Below are 3,700 nucleotides of genomic sequence, written 5' to 3'. Positions count from 1 at the left end.
GTCGAGGGCGACGACGCGGGTCTCCCCGTCCCCGTAGACCTTGTTGAGGCCGGTGGCGCGGGCGGCCGCCCGGCCGGTACGGACGGCGGTTGCGGTCGACGTGGTCACGGGGACGCTCCTTGTGAGTCGGGCTGCGGGACGGCGCCGGGAGGGCGCGAGGGGTCGTTGGACGGCCGGTCACCGCAGGGTTCCGGCCGTATTTCCATGCTCGGCCACGTGATCACGGTTTCTCGTCGCTCCGCCGGACGGTTGCCCTGACCACCGCTGGGCGTACGCCCGGATAAAGCCCTCATCCTCCGGTATGACGTCGACCCTTACCGGGGCCCCGTGGCCGGATAGCACGCTTTGGCTGGCCAAATCACGAACTGTTCGTCAGATGGCAAGGAAACATGACAACTTCCCTGGCTGGGAACATGCGAAAGGGGGAGGCGGGCGACTAGGCTCGGGGATGGCCCGCACGGGGACGGAGCACCACCTCCGGCCGTCGGCAGGGCAGGTCCGCAGAGAAGGCCCGGATGGTGGAACGCAGACACGGGCAGCTTAAAACTGCTTGGCCGTGAGGCCGTGCCGGTTCGAGTCCGGCTCCGGGCACCGCTCGACTTGCGGGGACGCCGTCCGGCGTCCCCGCCGGGTGCCGTTCACCGGATCCTCCTCGCGGCGTATCCCCATTCTTTTGCCAACCCATTACCCTTGTGGTGCGGGCGGTGCAGTGCCGCCACGGAGGGAATGAGCAATGAGAAGCAGCAACCCGGTCTTCTCGCGGGAGGGGTCCTTCACCCGCGAGCCCGGCTACGCGGGTTTCGGCACCACGCAGACCCCGCCGGCCGGGAGTCCGTACGCCACCGGTCACGACGGCCAGAGCAACCCGTACGGCAACAACCCGTACGGCAACAACCCCTACGCGGGCAGCCCCTACGCCCAGCAGCCGCAGGGTCAGGCGCCGCTGACCGACGACCAGCTGGTCGAGATGTACCGCGCGCCGTCCGCCGGTCCGCTGGCGACGGGTCGGATGACCCTCGACGACGTCGTCGCGCGTACCGCCATGACGTTGCTCACCCTGGTCGCCGCCGGCGGCCTGGCCTGGTTCCTGCTGCCGGACCGGAACTTCGGCCTGGCCATCGGCGCCTCGCTGATCGCCTTCGTGGTCGGCCTGGTGATCTCGTTCAAGCGGAGCGTCAGCCCGCCGCTGATCCTGCTCTACGCGGGCCTCGAGGGCTTCGCGCTCGGCGCCGTGACCAAGGTGTTCAACACCATCTGGCCGGGCATCGCGATCCAGGCGGTGCTGGGCACCGCGGCGGTCTTCGCGGCGATGCTGATCGCCTACAAGACCGGGCGGATCCGGGTGACCCCGCGCTACACGCGGATCGGCATCGCGATCGCCATGGGCTTCGTGCTGCTGCTGATGATCAACATGGTCGCCTCGTTGTTCGGTGCGGAGATGGGGCTGCGCTCCGGCCCGCTGGGCATCGTGGTGGGCCTGGTCGGCATCGGCCTGGGCGCGTTCTTCCTGTCGCTGGACTTCGCGGCCATCGAGCAGGCCATCGCGCAGGGCGCCCCGCAGAAGGAGTCCTGGCGGGCCGCCTTCGGGCTCACCCTGTCGCTGGTCTGGATCTACATCGAGATGCTGCGACTGATCGCGATCCTGCGCGGCGACGACTGATCGCCGTGCCCCTCGCGCACTGCCGCCGGGCCCCGGAGCCTTCCGCTCCGGGGCCCGGCGGCTTTCGTTAGGCTCGCGCCATGCCTGAAGCAGCCTCCCTCGCCGTAGCCGTCGAAGCCCTGGCGGATCGTTTCCGCTCGATGCCGCAGAGCCGGCTGCTGGGCGCCGTGCCCGGCCACGCCTCCCGGGCCGCCGCCGCGCTGGCGCTGGCCCGCCGGCTGGCGGCGGCGGCGCAGACCGCCGAGGCGGTGGCGGGCGGCGGGAACGGGCCGGACGGGCCCGGCGGGTCGCCGCGGGAGTTCCCGGACGCCGGCGCCTTCGCGGCCGGCGACCAGCTGGCCGTCGCCGGGCACGACCTGGCGGCCGCCCTGGCCGCCCTGCCGGCGGACGCGCAGGTGCCGCTCCCGGAGTCGCTGGGCGGGCCCGCGACGGCCCCGGCGGTGCTCGACCGGGCACTGGCCGAGGTGGCCGCCACGGCCGTGCTCTGCGGCTGAGGAGCCCCGCGGGGCGGCCGGCGGGGAACGCCGAAGGCCGACCGAATCGGTAACCCCTTGATCCGGTCGGCCTTCTGGTCCGCGGTCAGCCGTGTCCGCGTTCGCGTCGGTGGCTCGTGGCCGGTGGTGTCAGATGCTGGCGACCACCCGGTCGGCGAGCACGTAGACGGCGTCCTCGTCGGTGGAGAAGGTCAGCGAGTACGAGCCGGAGAACCGCGAGCCGCCGAGCAGCCGGACGTCCTCGCCGGCCCGGACGGCGTCGATCAGCCGGTACGCGGCCTCCCGGTCGCCGGGGGCGACGCAGAGCGTGGTGCCGTCGGCGAAGGCGTACACGTCCAGCGTGCCGAGCGGGCCGGGGCGGACGTCGATCAGGGCCACACCCTCCTCGGCGAGCGTGGTCAGCCGGGTGTCGGTCCACTCGCGGGACGGTGCCTGGCTGGGCACGAAGTCGGGGTGCGAGGGGTGGCGGCGCGGGTCGGGGGCGGATATCGGCGCGTCCTCGACGGCGGGCTCGGTGTCCAGCAGCCCGGCCTCCAGGCCGGTGGCCAGCAGGTCGGCCTCGCGGCGGGCCCGGGCGTCGCCGCCGCCCTCGCCGAGCGGGGCGCCGGAGGGGTGGCCGGACGGGTGGCCGGGCCGCAGCGGGGCGCCGCCCTCGGAGCCGGGTTCGACCGGGTCGACGCCACCCTCGTTGATCAGGTCCTCCAGGGCGGAGCGCAGCGCCTCGCCGAACTCCGGGTCCATGGTGCCCGCGTTGTCGGCGGCCTCCTGCGGACCGGTCGGCCGGGGGAAGAAGAGCGGCCACTCGTCGGTGGAGCCGAGCACGCCGGCGAAGGGGGAGTCGAACAGTGGCGCGTCCTCGGCCGCGCGGGCCTCCTGCTCGGCCCAGAATGCGCGGGCCTCGGTGATCTCCCGCTCGCGGTCGGCGGCGAGCGCCTCGGCGACGGCCCGGCGGATCGAGGCCTCGTCGACCGGTGCGGGTGCGGCGGCGGCCGCGGCCTGGGCGTCCAGCCGGCGGGAGAGCCCGCGGAGGTGGACCAGCACAGCGGTCGACACGGTGATCAGTATCAGCAGGAGGAGGGTGTAGACGGCGCTCACGGAACGTACTCCTAGGGAGGAGTGGAACGGGGTTACCTCTCCACACTGCCCCATACGGGGCTGTTACCGCAGTGGCGAATGTCTAATTTGTCCGGGACTTTCGCTCTTGTCCCCAAATTGTTAGGTAACACCGTTCTACGCTGCGGAGTTGATCCGCTCCGCACTGTCGATTTCCGGGCCCGATTCGAAAGAAAAGAGGGCCGGATCGACCTCTCGGTGTGATCCGGCCCTCAATTACTCAGCGTCACTCCAAATGGGTGGTCTGGACCCTTCGGGGTTGACGCCCCGGGGTCAGCTGAGGCGCTCGATCACCATCGCCATGCCCTGGCCGCCGCCGACGCACATGGTCTCCAGACCGAACTGCTTGTCGTGCCACTGGAGGGAGTTGATCAGGGTGGTGGTGATGCGGGCGCCGGTCATGCCGAAGGGGTGGCCGACGGCGATGGCGCCG

3 protein-coding genes, 1 tRNA gene and 1 pseudogene are annotated in these 3,700 nt (G+C 72.0%); 3 read left to right on the top strand and 2 right to left on the bottom strand.

Features of this window, described 5'->3' with window-relative positions:
* Positions 1–509: 509 nt before the first annotated feature.
* The 3 genes from ACWDRR_RS44295 (at position 510) to ACWDRR_RS44285 (ending at position 2,154) form a co-directional block, all read left to right on the top strand.
* A tRNA-Leu gene (locus ACWDRR_RS44295) sits at positions 510–591 on the top strand.
* A 142-nt stretch (positions 592–733) separates the two neighbouring features.
* A complete protein-coding gene (locus ACWDRR_RS44290; protein WP_449778014.1) occupies positions 734–1,660 on the top strand; it encodes a Bax inhibitor-1/YccA family membrane protein in 927 nt (308 codons plus the stop codon).
* Positions 1,661–1,740: 80 nt separating this feature from the next.
* Positions 1,741–2,154 (top strand): hypothetical protein, encoded by a 414-nt coding sequence (locus tag ACWDRR_RS44285; protein ID WP_449778013.1) that lies wholly within the window; start codon positions 1,741–1,743, stop codon positions 2,152–2,154.
* 129 nt (positions 2,155–2,283) lie between these two features.
* Here the strand turns inward: ACWDRR_RS44285 and ACWDRR_RS44280 are convergent, their stop codons facing one another.
* Together ACWDRR_RS44280 and ACWDRR_RS44275 are read right to left on the bottom strand one after the other, a co-directional pair.
* Positions 2,284–3,249: a hypothetical protein gene (locus tag ACWDRR_RS44280; RefSeq protein ID WP_449778012.1), complete on the bottom strand. Its 966-nt coding sequence runs from the start codon at positions 3,247–3,249 to the stop codon at positions 2,284–2,286.
* 291 nt (positions 3,250–3,540) lie between these two features.
* Positions 3,541–3,700, bottom strand: a pseudogene (locus ACWDRR_RS44275) (acetyl-CoA C-acyltransferase); the annotation flags it as partial.

Source organism: Kitasatospora sp. NPDC003701 (assembly GCF_053587085.1).
The sequence above is the reverse complement of the archived record's forward strand: the minus strand, read 5'-3'. Positions and strand labels throughout refer to the sequence as shown.

Excerpts from the sequence above, each read along its gene's own strand:
- ACWDRR_RS44285 (WP_449778013.1), top strand. The coding sequence starts at position 1,741 with ATGCCTGAAGCAGCCTCCCTCGCCGTAGCCGTCGAAGCCCTGGCGGAT.
- ACWDRR_RS44290 (WP_449778014.1), top strand. The coding sequence starts at position 734 with ATGAGAAGCAGCAACCCGGTCTTCTCGCGGGAGGGGTCCTTCACCCGC.